Source organism: Acidovorax sp. Leaf73, assembly GCF_916855635.1.
Classification (GTDB): Bacteria; Pseudomonadota; Gammaproteobacteria; order Burkholderiales; family Burkholderiaceae_C; genus Acidovorax; species Acidovorax facilis.
This window is the reverse complement of record NZ_CAKASI010000002.1, coordinates 358,060-374,415: the sequence shown is the minus strand read 5'-3', so window position 1 is coordinate 374,415 and position 16,356 is coordinate 358,060. Positions and strand designations below refer to the sequence as shown.

15 protein-coding genes are annotated in these 16,356 nt (G+C 66.6%); 3 read left to right on the top strand and 12 right to left on the bottom strand.

Features of this window, described 5'->3' with window-relative positions; translation table 11 throughout:
* Window positions 1–159: 159 nt before the first annotated feature.
* Complete coding sequence (locus tag LPA35_RS08050) at window positions 160–1,341, bottom strand: integrase arm-type DNA-binding domain-containing protein (protein WP_228896367.1); 1,182 nt, start codon at window positions 1,339–1,341, stop codon at window positions 160–162.
* Window positions 1,342–1,585: 244 nt separating this feature from the next.
* Window positions 1,586–1,963 carry a hypothetical protein gene (locus tag LPA35_RS08045; protein ID WP_121420981.1) on the bottom strand — a complete coding sequence of 126 codons (378 nt, stop codon included), beginning with the start codon at window positions 1,961–1,963 and terminating at the stop codon, window positions 1,586–1,588.
* A 179-nt stretch (window positions 1,964–2,142) separates the two neighbouring features.
* Between LPA35_RS08045 and LPA35_RS08040 the strand changes: the two genes are divergently transcribed.
* Window positions 2,143–2,964 (top strand): hypothetical protein, encoded by an 822-nt coding sequence (locus tag LPA35_RS08040; RefSeq protein ID WP_228896365.1) that lies wholly within the window; start codon window positions 2,143–2,145, stop codon window positions 2,962–2,964.
* 38 nt (window positions 2,965–3,002) lie between these two features.
* Here the strand turns inward: LPA35_RS08040 and LPA35_RS08035 are convergent, their stop codons facing one another.
* Both LPA35_RS08035 and LPA35_RS08030 read right to left on the bottom strand, forming a co-directional pair.
* Complete coding sequence (locus LPA35_RS08035; protein ID WP_228896363.1) at window positions 3,003–3,224, bottom strand: hypothetical protein; 222 nt, start codon at window positions 3,222–3,224, stop codon at window positions 3,003–3,005.
* A 130-nt stretch (window positions 3,225–3,354) separates the two neighbouring features.
* Complete coding sequence (locus tag LPA35_RS08030) at window positions 3,355–4,245, bottom strand: EamA family transporter (protein WP_121420984.1); 891 nt, start codon at window positions 4,243–4,245, stop codon at window positions 3,355–3,357.
* A gap of 89 nt (window positions 4,246–4,334) precedes the next feature.
* Between LPA35_RS08030 and LPA35_RS08025 the strand changes: the two genes are divergently transcribed.
* Window positions 4,335–4,826 carry an Lrp/AsnC family transcriptional regulator gene (locus LPA35_RS08025; RefSeq protein WP_228896361.1) on the top strand — a complete coding sequence of 164 codons (492 nt, stop codon included), beginning with the start codon at window positions 4,335–4,337 and terminating at the stop codon, window positions 4,824–4,826.
* On the opposite strand, the gene LPA35_RS08020 is transcribed toward LPA35_RS08025, so the two are convergent.
* The 5 genes from LPA35_RS08020 to LPA35_RS08000 form a co-directional block, all read right to left on the bottom strand.
* Complete coding sequence (locus LPA35_RS08020; RefSeq protein ID WP_228896360.1) at window positions 4,827–5,819, bottom strand: 2-dehydropantoate 2-reductase; 993 nt, start codon at window positions 5,817–5,819, stop codon at window positions 4,827–4,829. It lies immediately after the preceding gene.
* A 241-nt stretch (window positions 5,820–6,060) separates the two neighbouring features.
* Complete coding sequence (locus LPA35_RS08015) at window positions 6,061–7,425, bottom strand: ATP-binding protein (RefSeq protein WP_228896358.1); 1,365 nt, start codon at window positions 7,423–7,425, stop codon at window positions 6,061–6,063.
* Window positions 7,426–7,549: 124 nt separating this feature from the next.
* Window positions 7,550–8,209, bottom strand: coding sequence for a response regulator transcription factor (locus tag LPA35_RS08010; protein WP_055394326.1), 660 nt, complete (start codon window positions 8,207–8,209; stop codon window positions 7,550–7,552).
* Window positions 8,210–8,553: 344 nt separating this feature from the next.
* A complete protein-coding gene (locus LPA35_RS08005; RefSeq protein WP_228896356.1) occupies window positions 8,554–10,074 on the bottom strand; it encodes a DegQ family serine endoprotease in 1,521 nt (506 codons plus the stop codon).
* 285 nt (window positions 10,075–10,359) lie between these two features.
* On the bottom strand, window positions 10,360–11,145 hold the full coding sequence (locus tag LPA35_RS08000) for an SDR family NAD(P)-dependent oxidoreductase (RefSeq protein WP_228896354.1): 786 nt from the start codon (window positions 11,143–11,145) through the stop codon (window positions 10,360–10,362).
* 127 nt (window positions 11,146–11,272) lie between these two features.
* Between LPA35_RS08000 and LPA35_RS07995 the strand changes: the two genes are divergently transcribed.
* A complete protein-coding gene (locus LPA35_RS07995; protein ID WP_228896351.1) occupies window positions 11,273–12,208 on the top strand; it encodes a LysR family transcriptional regulator in 936 nt (311 codons plus the stop codon).
* A 176-nt stretch (window positions 12,209–12,384) separates the two neighbouring features.
* Here the strand turns inward: LPA35_RS07995 and LPA35_RS07990 are convergent, their stop codons facing one another.
* The 3 genes from LPA35_RS07990 to garD all read right to left on the bottom strand — a co-directional run bounded on the left by LPA35_RS07990 (window position 12,385) and on the right by garD (window position 16,319).
* On the bottom strand, window positions 12,385–13,512 hold the full coding sequence (locus tag LPA35_RS07990) for an aldose epimerase family protein (protein ID WP_228896349.1): 1,128 nt from the start codon (window positions 13,510–13,512) through the stop codon (window positions 12,385–12,387).
* A 10-nt stretch (window positions 13,513–13,522) separates the two neighbouring features.
* Window positions 13,523–14,458: a DMT family transporter gene (locus tag LPA35_RS07985; RefSeq protein ID WP_228896347.1), complete on the bottom strand. Its 936-nt coding sequence runs from the start codon at window positions 14,456–14,458 to the stop codon at window positions 13,523–13,525.
* A gap of 286 nt (window positions 14,459–14,744) precedes the next feature.
* Window positions 14,745–16,319 carry a galactarate dehydratase gene (gene garD / locus LPA35_RS07980; RefSeq protein ID WP_228896345.1) on the bottom strand — a complete coding sequence of 525 codons (1,575 nt, stop codon included), beginning with the start codon at window positions 16,317–16,319 and terminating at the stop codon, window positions 14,745–14,747.
* Window positions 16,320–16,356 lie beyond the last annotated feature (37 nt).

Here is a 16,356-nt window from a genome sequence, read left to right as displayed (position 1 = left end):
GTCTTGCTTCGATGCCGTTCCTACTTGGTCGCTACCAATGCGCGCACAACAGTCTATGTTCGACGAACACTTGGTGCTCGGTGCCAATCCACCAACTCCCATCGCATCAAAGGTGGCGGCCCTTGCAAGAATGATTCGCCCATCAGTAGATCGCGGGTCTCACTTGTGCCTCTTTCTCATTCCTCCCAAATAGTCCGCCCACCACTGCATCAAATTGGTCCGGTCCGCCATGTACGTGGTTCGGTGGTACGCCGCCCTGATCTCGTTTTTCTCGCGGTGCGCGAGCTGCCGCTCGATCACATCCGGGTTCCAGCCGTGTTCGTTGGCCACCGTCGAAAACAACGCCCGGAATCCGTGGGCCGTGGCAATGCTCTTGTAGCCCATGCGCGCGAGTGCTGAGTTGAAGGTGTTCTCACTCAGTGGCTTGCTGGGGTAGTAGGGACTGGGGAACACCAGTTCGCGGCCTCCGCTGATGGCTTCGATCTTGTCCAGCACTTCGAGGGCCTGCTTGGACAGAGGCACGCGGTGTTCTTCCCTCATCTTCATGCGCTCTGCGGGGATGGTCCACAGGGCCGCCTTGCGGTCGAATTCCGCCCAGCGCGCGCCGCGCACTTCCCCGGGCCTGCAGGCCGTCAGCATGAGCATGCGCAGGCCCAGCACGATGCTGGGTGCGCCGTCATAGGCCGCGAGTTTGCGCGTGAACTCGGGCAGCTCTTTTTCTGCCAAGGCGGCTCGGTGCTGGACGGAGCGAGGTTTGAGGATCTCGGAGGGCACGAGATCGAGCATGGGGTTGGTGTCGATGCGCTGGTGCGTTACGGCCCAGCGGTAGATGGCTTTCACGCGCTGCAGCACGCGGCCGGCCTGATCGCTGGCGCCACGCGCCTCCACCGCCTTGACCGCTTCCATGACCTCCCTGGCCTTCAGGCTGGCCATCGGCCGTGAACCGAGGGTCGGGAACACATCCGACTCAAGAGAAGCCCGGATGCGGCCCATGGTGACGGGCTCCCACCGGGTGGACTGGTGTTCGAGCCAGTCGCGGGCCACGGCTTCGAGGGTGTTGCGGTTTTCGTGGATGACCCGAGCTTTGTGTTCCTTGCGGGCTTCTCCGGGGTCCTGGTTGTCTTGCAGCAGCTTGCGGGCCTTGCTGGCGGACTCCCGGGCGGCCTTGAGGCTGATATCGGGGTAGACGCCGAAGGCCAGGCGCTTTTCTTTTCCGGCAAAGCGGTACTTCATGCGCCAGTAGCGCCCGCCTGCCTTGGTGATTTCGAGATAAAGGCCTAAGCCGTCGGCGTGTTTGCCAGGTTCAGAGAGGGTGCGGAGCTTCGTGTCTGTGAGTTTCAAGGGGCACCAAAAAGGGCTGGGGGCACAAATGGGGGCACATTCTGCCAGCGGCTTTCTAGAAGTGAGTATTCATGCGGCCTAGCGGGCAGAATGTGAGAGCTGTCGAGGGGACCAAATTCATGGCGAAATGGCTTCTATCGCTTGATAGATAAGCGCTGAAAGCTATCAAAATAGAAGCATTTTCACGGCAGGCTCCTCGCAGTGTGTGCGGTGGAGTCTGTAGCCACACGAAGGCCCGCCGCCCTCAGCTTCTTGAACCGTCTCCGCGCACGCCGCTGTCGGAAGTAGCCTTGGTTGCCTCACCAGCTTCTTCGGTATTGACCGCCGTACCCGCTGCCGCGCCGCCCAGCGCACCCGCAATGCCGCCCAAGGTGCCTCCGACGACCACGCCGACCGGACCAGCGACTGCAACGCCCACGGCCGCACCGGCAGCCGCGCCCGCCATCATGCCGCCGCCCACCAGCACGGAATGGGCCTCGCGCTCTGCGTCTTCGGGCTCCAGGGCGGTCTGGGCGCCAGGTCGCGGGTCTTGCGACGGGATGCCGTAGCCGGGGCGGGCTTGGTCGGCCAGGTCTTCATCCACCGGTGGGGTGGCCGGATGAGGGAGTGTGGATGGATGCATGTGCGTCTCCTGGAAGGGGGTGACAAAACAAAACGGTTTCATCTCCCTCTCTTTTAGGGTCCACTCAGCGCCGTGTGCGCCATCCTGCAGACCGTGAGGCTGTCGGACAATGCCCAGTGCCCCCGGCAGATGCGCACTTTCTCAAGTCAATACGCTAGTTCCCCACCTAAGATCAGCCTATGTCGGCATCCCCTTCCATCCTTCCCTTTGCCCCACAGCCCTCCGCCAGCGCACTGGCGCAGGCGCTGGGGATTCCCGTTTTTTCCCCGCACTGGCACATGCCGCAGTACCCCGACGGGGCCGTGGGGCCGTGGCAGATGAAGCGCACTGGGGTGGGGCTGGACCGTGGTTACCACAGCGGCCCGTGTGTCACCTCGGGCTCGACAGTGCTGATGCGCCAGAGCGCTGCGGGCGGGTGGGAAACCTGGATGTCGCTGTCGCCGATGGAAGTGGAAAGCCAGGAACTGGCCTGCCGCCATGCGCGGGGCCACACGGTCGTGATGGGCCTGGGCATGGGCTGGGTGGCGGCCAACATCGCGCTGCAGCCCACGGTGGAGCGCGTGACCGTGGTGGAGCGGGATGGGGATGTGCTGGAGCTGTTTGGCCGTTGCCGCGTGCTGGAGGGGCTGCCGGAGTCTGCAGCGCGCAAGGTAGAGCTGGTGCAGGCCGACGCGCTGCAGTGGCAACCCCAGGGCGCGCCCGTTGACTTTCTGTACGCAGACATCTGGCTGTACCTGGCGGAGCCACAAACCCTGGCGGAGGTGCAGCGCATGCAGGCCAACGTGCACGCTGACCAGGTGTACTTCTGGGGGCAAGAACTGGTGTTGGGTGCCATGGCCAGCGCACAGGCGGCGCCCGGTACGCCCGCATGGACCGACGCGGTGGACCGTGCCGTGCGCGAGACAGGTTTGCCGCTGCTGGCGCAGGCCGAGGAAGGGTATGCCAACCTCATTGCGCGGGTGTTGCAGCTGCGCCAAGGTGGCCGACCCACCGCCGGTTGACCGGCTGGCAGCCCAGCCAAGGGCCTCGGGCTTTTGCGTTATTTGGTGAGCCACTTGCGCTGCGCGCGCGGCTGTACGGTGATGTCGACGCTCTGGTGCACGGCTGGCTGGCCGCTAGCGGCGTCGGTTTCCACCACGTCTTCCAAAGCGATGTCCTTGACCTCTGAATGGGTCGCTGCTTCCAGGTCGGCCAGGATGGCGCTGACCTTGCGTTCAGCCTCAGCGACCTTGGCTTGTGGCAACGGCGAAGTGCGCATCATGGGCGGCTCCTATGAGATAGACCCATTCTGACCACGGAGCGCGCTCTGTGCGTGTCATCCTTTGCCGACGGCCGGGTGTCAGCGGGACGGCCATCCCGGAAGTCTGGACATGCCCAGGCGGTGCGCGATTTCAGGCCGCCTGAGGCGCTGCGCGGTCGGCGCCAGAGGGCCGACCAGCAGTCATCGCACTGCCCATGGAAGCCGCCACGATGCAGCCAATGGCCAGCCACTGAATGGCGCTCAGGTGCTCGCCCAGCAGTAGCAAGGCGAGCACAGCAGCCACCGCAGGCTCCATGCTGATCATGATGCCGAAGGCCTCCTTGGGCAGGCGCTTCAAGGCCATCATTTCGAGCGAGATCGGAATGGCGCTGGACACCGCCGCCACCGCCAAGCCGATGAGCAGCACGGTGGGCGACAGCAGCGCAGCGCCCGCATGTACCACGCCCACCGGCACCACCACCAGCGCCGCCACCAAGAGGCCCAGCGACACCGTGTGCCCGGCGTGCAGGTGCCCGGCGCGCTTGCCGAACACGATGTACAGCGCCCAGAACACCGCCGCGCCCAAGGCATACAAAACTCCCACCGGGTCCAGCGTGCTGCCGTTCAAACCCAGCGGCAGCAGCATGCCCAACCCGGCCATGGCCAGCGCCACCCACACAAAATCCACGGCGCGCCGCGAAGACCAGATCGCCACCGCCAGCGGCCCTGAGAACTCGATGGCCACCGCCAGCCCAAACGGCAGGGTGCGCAGCGACATGTAGAACATAAGGTTCATGCCCCCCAGCGCCGCGCCGTACAACATGACGGCACGCGCATCGGCCCGCGACAGATGCCAGCGCCACGGCCGCCACAGCAACAGCACCAGCAACGCCGAAAAGCCCACGCGCACGGCAGTGGTGCCCTGCGCCCCCACCACCGGAAACAGCCAGTGCTTGGCCCAGGAGGTACCAATGCCCAACGCGGTGACGGAGCCCAGAACGGCCAGAAAGGGGAAAAAACGGTGCAGAAGGGAAGCGCTCATGGGTTGAAAATATAGTGTGACCCCTGCGTGCTTTTTGCTCGATTTTCAGGGTCCGCGCGCAACTTTCGCTCACCACCACGAGGCGCCCCATGCCCGCCACCCCAGCAATCGACCGCTTTGATATCGCCATCCTGGACATCCTGCAGGCCGACAACACCACACCCCAGCGCGTGATTGCGCAGGCGGTCAACCTGTCGGCACCCGCTGTGCAGCGACGCATCCAGCGGCTGAAAGACAGCGGCGTGATCCGCGCCAACGTGGCCGTGCTGGACCCGGTGAAAGTGGGCAAACCGCTGACCATCGTGCTGGAGGTGCACCTCGAAAACGAGCGTCCCGACCGCACCGCCCCGCTGCGCGCGCGCATTGCCGCCGAAGACGCGGTGCAGCAGTGTTACAGCGTGACGGGCGAGGCGGACTATCTGTTGGTGGTGAACGTGGCGTCGATGGCCGACTACGAGGCGCTGACGCAGCGGCTGTTTGAGGGGGATGACAACATCAAGCGGTTCAGAACGTCGGTCGCACTGGCCAGCCTGAAGACCGGGCTGCGTGTGCCGCTGGACCACGCGCTTCCAACTGCCTGACTACAGCCCCAACGCCCTGCGCATCTGCGCGCCCGTGAGGCGCTGGCGCGGGCCGCCCAGCAGCTCGCACATGCGCGCATTCAGCGGCGCCTCCATGCCCTGCTGAGCCGCCAGCCTCACCACAGCACCGCTGAGTGCATCAATCTCGGTCACACGCCCGGCTTCCAGGTCGTCCCACATCGACGAGCGCGCCTTGGCGTCGATCTGCAGCATGCGTTTTGCCAGCCGGGTGAAGAGCCAGTTGGGCAGGCGCAGCACATGGGGCAGCAGCGTGGGCGACACGGCGGTGACCTGGGCGGGTGCGATGCCTGCGCGCGCCATCACACGCAGCGCCTCAGTTTGCAGGGCAGCAAAGACGCGGCGGCAGTCGCGGTCGAGCAGCTCTTGCCGCAGAGGCAGGTCGGATAGCGCATTGACCGGGTTGTTGAGGTTGAGCAGCAGCTTGCCCCACTGCACCGCACGGATGTCGGCGGGCAACACGGTGGCTAGGCCTGCAGCGTTGAAGACCGGCGCGATGCGTTCGGTGACGGCATCACGCTGCAGTTGCAAATGGCCCGCGGTGGCACGGTGCACCTGGGCGCCGCGCAGCACCACGTTGTAAGGCACCATGCCCGCCAGAACACTCAGGCCTGGCGCCCGGGCTGTGACGCGGGCCACGTTGTCAACGCCGTTTTGCAGCGAGATGACGGGCGTTCCTGGCGCACAGGCGTCGGCCAGTTCGCGCGCAGCGGATTCGGTGGCGCCGCTTTTGACGCACAGCAGGATGATGCTGTCCGGGCCCGGCGCAGCATCGGCCAGCGTGTGGGCCAGTTGCAGTGCAGATACCGGCACGGTGCGGTCAAAGCCGTCCAGGTCGCTCACCTTCAGGCCGTGCAACGCGATGGGCTCCAGCGCATGCGGACGGCCCACCAGGCAGACCGGCTGGCCGTGCGCGGCCAGGCGCCCACCCACATAACAACCAATGGCGCCTGCGCCGAGAACGATGAAGTGCATGCGGATGCTTTCTGGATCAACGGAAGACAGTGCACCACGATGGATGCGGCGCCTGCGCATTGTGCGGCGACACGCCTACCGGGCCTGGCGCAGAGGCGACGGTATCTGCAGGCACCTGCAGCCTGCATATTTTGAGCTTTTTTGGCCCCTGGCGCTTATTCATCAAGCGCCAATAGCTATCAAAATAGAAGCATCATCAACAGACAGCACGTGCGCCCAACGGGCCTTCCAGCAGCAGACCTCAGCCAAACCGCACCGTCACCAGCAGCCCCCCCAGACGCGGCGAAGCGCTGAGTTGCACGGTGGCGCCATGGCCCTGCGCAATGGCCTGCACGATGGCCAGGCCCAGGCCGCTGCCCGGAGCGCCTTCCGAGGTTTCGCGCACAAAACGCTGCATCACGCGCTCGCGGTGCTCGGGGGCGATGCCGGGGCCGCTGTCTTCCACCGTGAGCACGGCGGCATCACCCTCGCGGCGCACCTGCAGGTCCACCTGGCCGCCGGGCGGGGTGTACTTGATGGCGTTGTCGAGCAGATTGCGCGCCAGCATGCGCAGGGCTTCGGCATCACCACGCACGGTCACGGGCACGGTGGCGGCGTCGGAGTGAAGCAGGCCTACATCCATGCTGCGCGCCTGCGCGGCTGGGGCCACGTCGGCCAGGGCCAGCTGCGCCGCGGCGTGCAGGTCCACGGGTTCGGTGGTGGCGGTGCTGGCCTCTTGCCGGGCCAGGGTGAGCAGTTGCTCCACCAGGCGCGTGGCGCGGTCGATGCCGGCCGACAGGCGTTCGATGGCGACGGCACGCGCGGCATCATCGCCCGCGCGCTGCAGGCCCTGCAGCTGCAGGCGCAGCGCGGCCAGGGGCGAGCGCAGTTCGTGCGCGGCATCGGCCACAAAATGCTCCTGCGCGTCAAAGGCGCGCTGCACGCGCTCGAACAGCAGGTTGAGTTCACTGACCAGCGGCTGCACTTCGTCGGGCAGTTGCGCATCGCTCACGGGCGAGAGGTCATCCGCCTGGCGTTGCGCCAGCTGGCGGCGCACGCGCTCCACCGGGGCCAGCGACCGGCTCACACCCCACCACACGGCCAGCACCAGCAGCGGAGCCATGATGGCCAGCGGCGCCAGCGTTCGCAACGCCAGGCTGCGGGCCATGTCGCGCCGCGCGGCCATGTTCTGCGCCACCTGGATCACCTGCGAACGCGTTTGCATCGAGAACACCCGGTAGGTACCGCCGCGCGCCTGCACGTTGGCAAAGCCCAGCACGGCGATCTGCGGCAGGGCCGCGCCCACGGCGGATTCAAAAATGCGCAGGCCTTCGTTGGTCCACACCTGCACGATGAATTCGTGGTTTTCGTCCTCGGGGTCCAGGCCCGGTCCCAGCCCTTGCGCATCCACCGGCAGGCCCGAACGCAAGGCCAGCGCGGTTTGCTGCATGTGGTAGTCGAACAGCGCATCCGCCTCGTCCAGCGCACCCCGGTAGGCCAGTGCGCCCTGCACTGCGCCGGCCAGCACGATGGCGGCCAGCAGGAACACCAGCAGACGCATGCGCAGAGAGCGCGGGAGCATGGACTGCAGCGCGCTGCGCCAGGAGGTGGTTGGCACGTTCTTCATCTCTATCCATCCATCCCCGCCGCATGCCCAGGGCGGGAGATTGCGCGGGGGCAGCCAGCAAGGGCCGCCCCGCAGCAAAGGCTGTCGTCCCCTTGGGGGGAAGCGGCGAAGCCGCTCAGGGGGGTCATGCCTTCGGCACGAGGTAGCCCACCCCGCGCACGTTCAGCACCAGCTCGGGCCCCAGCTTCTTGCGCAGGCCGTGGATATAGACCTCCACCGCGTTGCTGCTCACCTCGTCGCCCCAGCCGTAGAGTTTGTCTTCCAGCTGCTGGCGCGACAGCACCATGCCGGGCCGTGCGATCAGCGGCTCCAGCACCGCCCATTCGCGCGCCGACAGCACAACAGGAACTCCATTCACCGTGGCCTCGCGCGTGGCGGGGTTGATGCACACGCCCTTGTGCTCATACACCGGCTCGGCCCGCCCTGCAGCGCGGCGCAACAGGGCGCGGATGCGGGCGAGCAATTCATCAAGGTCGTAAGGCTTGAGCACGTAGTCGTCCGCCCCCGCGTCGAGCCCCTCGATGCGCTGGGCCACGGCATCACGTGCGGTGGCCACCAGCACGGGGGTGCGGTTCTTGCGCGCCCGCAGGTCGCGCAGCACGGCCAGGCCGTCGCGCTTGGGCAGACCCAGGTCCAGCAGCACGAGGTCATAGGGCTGGGTGCGCAATGCAGTGTCGGCGGCGTCGCCGTCACGCGCCCAGTCCACGGCGTAGTGTTCGGCGCGCAGCAGGTCTTGCACGGCTTCGCCGATCATGGGGTCGTCTTCAACTAGCAAGAGGCGCATGGTGGGCAAGCATAGCCAATGAAATCAATCGGGCCACCGAAGTGGCCCGTGCAGGCATCGCATCACAGCGGACCACAAAGCTCAGCGCAGCGGTTCTGGCCAGGAGGCTGTCGGACTTGGAGCGTCGAAGCGAAAATTGGCCCCAGCGAGGACAGTTTTTGCCGGATTTGCAGCCCCATAGCCGGGCTATGGGGCAAAAAGACGGTAAAAAATGGACCGCTGCGGCCAATTTGCAGCCGACGATTTCCAAGTCCGACAGCCTCCTCTCCTACGCGTTTCGTCGCAGACAGTACCGAAAGTACGGCAAGACGGAACAACGACGCCAAGAGAGCTTTTTGGGTCGCTTACCCCAGGCGCACCGGCACAAAGATCTTGTTGCCATCACGCTCGATCAGCAGCGCCACCGACTTGCCCGTGGTGGCCTTGGCCATCGCCGCGCGCACCTGTTCGATGTTTCTGGCGGGCGCACCGTTGATGGCCAGCAGCACATCGCCCGGCTGCACACCGGCCGCCGCTGCGGGGCCACGCGCCTGTTCGATCACCAGGCCCTCGCTCACTCCCACCTCGCGGCGCTCCTGCGGGTCCAGCGGGCGCAGGGACAGGCCCAGCTGGCCCTTGCCCACGGCATCGTCGTTGCGCGCCTGCTTGGTCGCCTTGTCGCTGGCGTCGCCCAGCGTGGCGGTCAGCTCCAGGGGCTTGCCCTGGCGCCACACCGACAGCTTGGCCTGCTGCCCCGGCTGCGCCTGGCCCACCCAGGCGGGCAGGTCGCCCGAGGCCACGATGGGCTGGCCGTTCACCTGGCGAATCACGTCGCCCGCCTGCAGGCCTGCCTTCTCGGCCGGGCTGCCCTTGCTGACGCTGGCGACCAAGGCGCCCTCGGGCTTGTCCAGCTGGAAGGATTCAGCAAACGCCTGGTTCACCTCCTGCACGGCCACGCCCAACTGGGCGTGGCGCACCTTGCCGGTGGCCACAATCTGGTCCTTGATCTTGGCGGCCAGCTCGATGGGGATGGAGAACGACACGCCCTGGTAGCCGCCCGAGCGGCTGTAGATCTGCGAGTTGATGCCCACCACCTCGCCGCGCGCATTGAACAGCGGCCCGCCAGAGTTGCCGGGGTTCACCGCCACGTCGGTCTGGATAAAGGGCACCAGGCTGTCGTCGGGCAGCGAGCGGCCCTTGGCGCTGACCACGCCCGCCGTCACGCTGTTTTCAAAGCCAAAGGGCGAGCCGATGGCCAGCACCCATTCGCCCACCTGCAGGTCGCGCGTGCTGCCCAGGCGCACGGTGGGCAGATCCTTGGCGTCGATCTTGAGCACGGCCACGTCGGTCTTGGGGTCGGCGCCCAGCACCTTGGCGCGGAACTCGCGCCGGTCAGTGAGCTTGACGACCACTTCGCTCGCGCCCTTGACCACGTGGGCATTGGTCAGCACCAGGCCATCAGGGCTGACGATAAAGCCCGAGCCCTGGCCATGGGTGGGTACGTTGGGCTGGCCTTGTGGGCCCGCGCCGGGGAAGCCGAACTGGCGAAAGAATTCGTAAAACGGATCGTTCGGGTCGATCTGCGGGCCACGGCCCTGGCGGGCAGCGGGCTGCTCGTCATCGTCCTCATCGTTGGCCATCGCCGTCTTGGTGCTGCCCGTGACGCTGATGTTGACCACGGCCGGGCCGTTCTGCGCGGTGATCTGCGCAAAGCTGGGCAGCGCACCGCCCAGGGCCATGGCCGTCTGCGCCACGATGGGCGTGGAGGGTGTGACCGCGCTGGCCTGGTGCCCGCTGATGAGGCCGGCGCCGGTGGCGCCCACAGCGCCCGCGGCCACCAGGGCCAGGATCAGGCGGCGGGGAGTGGATGCAAGCGTGTTGTTCATGGTGTCTGCCTTTTCAATCAGGGTTGCGATGGAAGGCAGTGTGGGCACGGACACTTAGACGAAACTTAGGCGGAGTCGGTAAGCCATGAACCCGCGGGTATCGGTGCCGCATCCTGGTTTACTACGCCCCGGCAACTACCTCAGTCTTTGATATCGCACGGCCCCACGCCAGTGCCACCGTGCAAGGGCCGCCCCGCCGCACGGGTGGCGTCCCCCTGCCCGCATCGCGCAGCGATGCGAGAGCGGGGGGAAGGCGCGAAGCGACTCAGGGGGGTGTTCTCTTGTTCACAGGAACATGCCGCCCGACGCCTCGATACGCTGGGCGTTCACCCAGCGTGTGGCCGGTTGCAGCAGCGAAGCGACCAGCGGGCCGATATCGTCCGACACGCCCACACGGCCCAGTGCCGTCTGCGCGGCCACAAAGGCGTTGAGTTGGGCGTTGTCGCGCACCGCGCCGCCGCCAAAGTCAGTCTCGATGGCGCCCGGGGCCACCACGTTCACGGTGATGCCACGCGGGCCGAGTTCTTTGGCCAGGTAGCGGCTCAGCACCTCGATGGCGCCCTTCATGGCCGCGTAGGCGGCGTAGCCCGGCAAGGCGAAGCGGGCCAGGCCCGACGACAGGTTCAGGATGCGGCCGCCATCGTTCATCAGCGGCAGCAGGCGCTGCGTGAGGAAAAACACGCCCTTCAGGTGCACGTTGACCAGCGCATCGAACTGCGCTTCGGTGGTTTCGGTGATGGGCGCATGCACGCCCATGCCCGCGTTGTTGACCAGAAAGTCAAACCGCTCGCACTGCCAGTGGCTGCGCAGGGTTTGCTGCAGCTGCGCAGCAAAGGCTTCGAAGCTGGCTACATCGCCCACATCCAGCGGCAAAGCCACAGCACGGCGGCCCAGCTTTTCGATGTCGGCCACCACAGCCTGGGCTTCGGCGGCCTGCTGGCGGTAGGTCAGCACCACGTCGATGCCGCTGTGTGCAGCGGCCAGCGCTGCGCTGCGGCCCAGGCCGCGGCTGCCGCCGGTGATCAAAACGACAGGGGTGGGGGCTGAAGAAAGGGATGAAGCGCTTGTCATGGCAGGTCCTTTGCAGTGTCTGAAGCCCGGTCACACCGCGTGACCGGGGCTGGGGATGAACTTTATTGGGGTGCCAATCAAAGATAAACCATGCAAAATATGATTCATTGTCCATATACCAATAACAATGAACCCTTTAGACCGCATGCAGATCTTTGCCCGTGTGGCCGAGCTGAGCAGCTTTACCCAGGCTGCGCAGGTGCTGGGCCTGCCCAAAGCCAGCGCCTCTCTGGCCGTGCAGCAGCTGGAGGCCCACCTGGGCACGCGCCTGCTGCACCGCACCACGCGGCGCGTGCAGCTGACACAAGACGGGCAGGCCTTTTACGAGCGCTGCAAGGATCTGCTGGATGACGTGGACGAGTTGCAGGCCATGTTTCAGCAGCCCGATGGCGCGGCGCTGCGCGGGCGCGTGCGCATTGACATGTCCACCGGCATTGCCCGCCAGCTGGTGCTGCCTGCGCTGCCCGATCTGCTGGCCCGCCACCCGCTGCTGGAGGTGGAGCTGAGCAGCACCGACCGCCGCGTGGACCTGGTGCGCGAGGGTTTTGACTGCGTGATCCGCGTGGGCCCGGTGGCAGAACCCGGGCTGGTGGCCCGCCCTCTGGGCCTGGTGCGCGTGGCCAGCTGCGCCAGCCCGGGCTACCTGGCGCGCAAGGGCACACCCCAATCACTGGCCGACCTGGCGCAGCATGACCTGGTGCACTACGTGAGCACGCTGGGCACCAAGTCCGCCGGATTTGAAACGATGGGCGACGACGGCAGCCCGCAGTTTCACCCCATGGCTGGGCGTGTCACCGTCAACAGCGCCGAGGCCTACCTGGGCGCCTGCGCAGCAGGGCTGGGCCTGATCCAGGCGCCTTTGCTGGGCGTGCGCGAGCTGATCGACCGGGGGCTGATGGTGGAGGTGCTGCCGCACCACCCTGCCCCGCCCATGCCGGTGACGCTGATCTACCCCCACCGGCGCCACCTGCCCCAGCGCGTGCGGGTGGTGATGGACTGGCTGGCCGCAGTGGTGCAGGCGCATCTGCAGAGCGAGGCCCATGGCGCACCTGCCGCCGCATGAAGGGTTCACGCGGCGCTTCGACTACGCGCAGTCAATGGTTTCCAGTGGATTGAGACCGAATCGACAGCTATTAATTAAATAGCTACTAGCGCTTACTGGATAAGCGCTAGAGGCCAAAATCACTTAAAAATCACATGAACAGTGTCATCGCAACCCTCACCAAGTCCCGCCCAGCCTCACCCGGTGAAGCGGTACACGATGGCCCCCTGCACCACGTCGCCCGGCGCCAGCCAACGCACCGGAAACCCGGGCTGGTTGGGCGCATCGGGATACTCCATGGGCTCCAGGCAGATGCCGTCGCCCGGCTGCCATAGCCAGACGCCCTGCTCTGCGCCCCGCCCCAGGTCGCGCACCGGATCAGCCTTGAGGCCGTGGCCTGCGTAAACCTGCACCCCGGGCGCGGTACTCCATACCTCCATGGTGCGACCAGTGAGGGGCTCGCTCAGCAGCGCCGCAAGACGCAGGCCTTGCGAGGGCGTGACGGGTGACACCGGTGGCGTCCGCACCGCGCCCTCTTCGTCCCACACATGGTCATCCAGCACCAGGTAGTGGTCCAGCCCACCCGCCCGCGCCAGCTGTTCGCTGGGCTCCGCCACGGCGGCACCCACGCTGCGGGCTTGGCGAAGGTCGAAAGGCGTGGCATCTACAGGCTGCACCAACCCGCTAGGACACACATCGGCCGCCAGCGGTACATAGCGGCTGGCGGGCACTTGCAGGGTGTGGCCGTGGGTGCTGCCAGCGCCCGCCAGGTTGAAGAACGCGTGCCCGGTGATGTTGAGCAGCGTGGGGGCGTCCAGCGCCTCGCCCGTCCACGCCATATGCAGCGCGTTGTCGGCCGTGATGTGCAGGCGCAGTTGCAGGCGGAGCGTGCCCGGCACGCCGTCGTCCTCGGTGCGAAAGGTGTGGATCAGGGTGAGCGCATCGGCCTGCACGTCATCCACCGCAAACACCTGAAAGCGGCTGCCCTTGGGCCCGCCATGGTGGTGGTGGGGGCCGCTGTTGGTGGGCAGTTGCCGCTGTGCGCCATCGGGCAGAGTCAACAAACCACTGCGCAACCGCCCAGCCCAGCGGCCGATGAGGGCGCCCATGGAGAGTTGCCCGTCCAGGTAGCCCTGCAGGCTGTCGTAGCCCAGCGCCACATCAACGAGGCCGCCCTGCCCGTCGGGCACCGCCACCTGTACCAGCCGTGCGCCGTAGTTGCTGACGGCCACCTGCAGGCCACCAGCACCGCGCAGGGTGAAGAGGTCAGTCGGTTGGCCGTGAAGCTCTTGCTGAAACGCTTTGCGTGAAAGGGAATAGGCCATGGCTGCGAGTCTATTTGGTGGCGGACGCAGCGGGCGCGTCGCGCGTGACCAGCCAGATGCCCCCGCACACCAGCACCAGGGCCAGCAGGTTCTTCCACTCCAGCAGCGCCTCGCCCAGGAACAGTGCTGACAGCGCCGCGCCGAAGATCGGCACCGTGAAGTTGAACACCGTGACCTGGCTCACGCGGTTGTGCTTGAGCAAGATGCTCCACAGCGAAAACGCGGCCGACGACAGCAGCGCCAGGTACACCAGCAGCACGGTGGTGCCCCAGGTAAAGCCCGTGAGCGAGCCGCCCAGGCCCCAGCCAATGGCCAGCAACGCCACGCCGCCAAGCCCCAGTTGCCAGCCCGTCATCACCACCGAGTCCATGCGCTGCGACACCTGCTTGCCGTAGATGCTCGCAGCGGCCAGCACGAAGGCGGCGATCACCACAAAACCTTCGCCCAGCAGCGTGAAGTCCATGTCCAGCGTGCCGCGCCCCAGGTTGACCACCATCACCCCCGCAAACCCCACCACGCAGCCCCACAGCTTGGCGTGGCTCAGGCGGTCGTTGTGATAGACCCAGTGCGCAAGCAACACGCTGAAGAACGTGCCGGTGGCATTCATGATGGAGCCCTTGACCCCCGTGGTGTGCGCGAGGCCCACGTAGAAGAACACGTATTGCAGCGTGGTCTGCGCCAGGCCCAGCACCACCAGCTGGCGCCCGGCCACAAAGCCCAGCCCCCAGATGGCCTTGCGCGTGGCCACGGCCCAGGCCAGCAGGATCAGCCCCGCGCCCAGAAAGCGCCAGCCTGCAAACACCAGCTGCGTGGGAATGTCATTGCGGGCGATGCCGAACCAGGCGTAGCCGGTCTTGATAGCGGGGTAGGAGCTGCCCCAGAGCAGGCAACACAGCAGCGCCAGCGCGATGACGACCCTGGGGTCGGAAAAACGGGGATGTCCCATGTGAGTTCTTGGTTTCTCTAGTGAAACAGCCCGTGCAAAGACGGGCCGTGAGGGGGAGGCTTGCAGCCCCAGGACGCAGCCTGCAAGGCCACCGTTTCAGTGATCCGTTGCGCTACGCGCCACCACCAACGCATGCGAAGGGCGCAGCCCCGGCACGGGCAGCCGCGCAAGGGCCGCCCCGCCGCGGATGCGGCGCTTTGCTTGTGTGCGCTGGCTGCATCCCCTCCCGTAGCGCGCAGCGCGTAGAGAAAGGGGGAAGGCGCGAAGCGACTCAGGGGGTGTCACTTCAAGTCACCGGTGCGGGGTTGAACAGCACCAGCGCGTTGTGCAGCTTCCACTGCTCGGCCCAGGTCTTCTTGCGGCCGCTGGCCACGTCAAGCAGCAGGTGGAACATCTCCCAGCCCAGGTCTTCGATGGTGGCCTCGCCGTCGGCGATCTTGCCGGCGTTGATGTCCATCAGGTCGTGCCAGCGGCGCGCCAGATCGCTGCGCGTGGCCACCTTGACCACGGGGCATTCGGCCAGGCCATAGGGCGTGCCCCGGCCGGTGGTGAAGACATGCAGGTTCATGCCCGCAGCCAGCTGCAGCGTGCCGCAGATGAAGTCGCTGGCGGGCGTGGCGGCGTACACCAGGCCGCGCTGGTCGCGGCGCAGTTTTTCGCCCGGAGCCAGCACGTGCGCAATGGGCGCGGTGCCGCTCTTGATGATGGAGCCCATGGCCTTCTCGGCGATGTTGGACAGGCCGCCCGCCTTGTTGCCCGGCGTGGTGTTGGCCGCGCGGTCCACGCGGCCGCGGTCCAGGTAGCGGTCGTACCAGCCCAGTTCGCGCACGATGGCTTCGGCCACTTCGGGCGTGGCGGCGCGGCTGGTGAGCTGCTCCACGGCGTCGCGCACCTCGGTGTTCTCGCTAAACATCACCGTGGCACCCGCGCGCACCAGCAGATCGGCGCAAAAGCCCACGGCCGGGTTGGCGGTGACGCCCGAGAACGCATCGCTGCCACCGCACTGCACGCCCAGCACCAACTCGGTGGCCGGGATGGTCTCGCGGCGGCGGGCGTTGAGGCGTTCGAGGTGCGGGCGCGCGCTTTGCACGATGTGGTCGAGCATAGACATGAAGCCCACATGCTCGTCGGCCTGCAGGCACACCGTCTCCGGGCCCAGGGCTGCATCGCGCTCGTCGGTGATGGGGAAGCTGCCCGGGGGCAGCAGGCGGTCGGGCTGCAGCTTTTCGCAACCGAGACTCACCACCATGACCTCGCCCCCAAAGTTGGGGTTGAGACTGATGTTGCGCAGGGTGCGGATGGGGATGATGGCGTCGGGCGCATCAATGGCCACGCCGCAGCCGTAGGTGTGCTCCAGGCCGATCACGTCGTCAACCTGCGGATACAACGGCAGCAGTTCGTCCTTGATGCGGCGCACCGCCAGGGCCACCACGCCCGCCACGCACTGCACGGTGGTGGTGATGGCCAGGATGTTGCGCGTGCCCACGGAGCCATCGGCATTGCGGTAGCCCTCGAAGGTGTAGCCCGTGAGGGGTTCGAGCACCGGCGGCTTCACCGTGGCCATGGGCAGGCCTTCGAGCGCGCGGGCCGAGGGCATCTGCAGCAGGCGCTCGTGCACCCAGCTTCCCGCCGGGATGGCCTTGAGCGCATAGCCGATGGGCACGTTGTAGCGGCGCACCACATCTCCCTCGGCCATGTCCTGCAGGGCCACCTTGTGGCCCTGCGGCACCTTGTCACGCAATGTGATGCCTGCGCCTGGCACGCCCTCAGGCAACAGCGTGCCCACGGGCAGGCCGCCGTCGTTGGCGACGATGGCGACGTTGTCGTCCGCATGCATGCGGATGGTCAAGGGGTTGTTCATATCGGTTTTCCGTAGCCTCGTGCATGACCCGCTGCCA